Below are 1,571 nucleotides of genomic sequence, written 5' to 3' on the forward strand. Positions count from 1 at the left end.
GACTGCGGAGGACTCGTCGCCTCGTCCACTACGCGGAATATGCCGACTGCAGTGGACTCGTCGCCTCGTCCACTACGTGGATACTAATGCGTCAACGACAACAGGTACGCCAACAGGTCTCTGGTTTGCCCTTCATCCAGCGTTTCATGAAAATTGGCGGGCATCGGAGAGGTCGCAACCGTTTTTTGCCTCACGATCTCGTCGACCGAAACGCTGATTTCCTTGCCGGTCTGATCGACGATCACCAGCTGTGTTCCGTCGGTCCGTTTGATCAACCCGCTGTAAACTTGTCCGTCCTCGGTCAATACCACGCTGGCGCGGAACGCGGCGTCGATGTTTCGATTGGGGGTCAGCACGTCTTCGATCAACCGGTCCAAACCGCGATTGCCGACGCCGTCCAAGTTCGGTCCGACCGCGACTCCCTTGCCCGCGACCTGGTGGCACACGGCGCACTGTTTGGCGAACAACTGGCTGCCGGCGGTCGCGTCACCGCCACCGACCAGATACGCGGCTTTACGAGTGTTCATCGCAGCGATCAAGGTCTGATCTTCGGTCGGCAAATCGTTTGTCAACTCGGAGATCCGCTGCGATTGTTCCGGTGTCGCCAGACTATCCAGTTTGCCGCGGACCGCCGGCGCGACCAGCAAACGGGGTGACGCCTGACCGGCTTCGACCAGCATCAACAGCGTTTCCACGCCGGCTTGATCCGACGAGAGCTTTCCGGCAATACGTAATTGTTCCGCCGCGGTCGCCAGTTTCGTCACCTTGCCCAGCGTCTCGGCCACCGTGTCATCTTTGGGGTTCAGCAGAACGTTGGCGAGTTGGCTACGCAGAGTTCGATGAATGCCGTTGATCGAGAGCGACTCGGCAATCGCGGATCGTTGCGACGTGGGGGTGAAGGCGACCAACGCGGCGGCGAATTCCGCGGCCAACGCACCGCTGGAATCCGGATCTGCAAGGATCTGTTTCGCCACGCCGGCGAGTTCGGCGATGCGAAACTCTCCGATCAACCGGGACGCCTGAGTGAAACGTGCCGCTTCGTTGCTCGGGTTCAAACCATCGACCGAAAAACGTCCGACGGCCATCCATGCGTAAGCCCCAGCCGTATCACCATCGACCAGCTCGACGAACACCTCGCGTCCCGCTGCGTCCTCGGATTTCCAAGTGATCTTTTGCGCGGTGTCGTTCCGCGGAGGACTCCAGCTTTGCAGTACCGCTTGAGTGGCGGCGTCCCGCACCCGCACCAGGTTCAATCGTTGAATCGGTTTGTCGGGGAACCCGTCGTGGCCGGCCAAATAGAACGAGAATTCCTCTGGCATGCGAAACGAGTCACTTCGATAGATCCCGGTTTTGGATTCCCCGGTCGGAAAGCTGCTGTGCAATTTCGATGCTTGCTCCCCGTCGGCCGAATTGCGTTTGGTCGACAGCACCCAGGGATTGCCATGGTCGGGGGTTCCGGGGTACGGGAAATAAGTCCAACCGATTTGCCGGGGGCGTTCGGGCAGTGCATCACCGTCGCCCGCAATGCCCAGGTACGACCGAGCCAAACGGGTCGCCCAAGCGACGACGAC

Annotated in this window: 1 protein-coding gene; it reads right to left on the reverse strand. The window is 60.3% G+C overall.

The features are described 5' to 3' along the window. Nucleotides 1-83: 83 nt before the first annotated feature. On the reverse strand, nt 84-1,571 hold a 1,488-nt coding region (locus ABX749_RS32385; protein ID WP_372899672.1), incomplete at its 5' end, for a c-type cytochrome.

Origin of the sequence: Stieleria sp. (assembly GCF_041595215.1) — a bacterium.
GTDB lineage: Bacteria > Planctomycetota > Planctomycetia > Pirellulales > Pirellulaceae > Stieleria > Stieleria magnilauensis.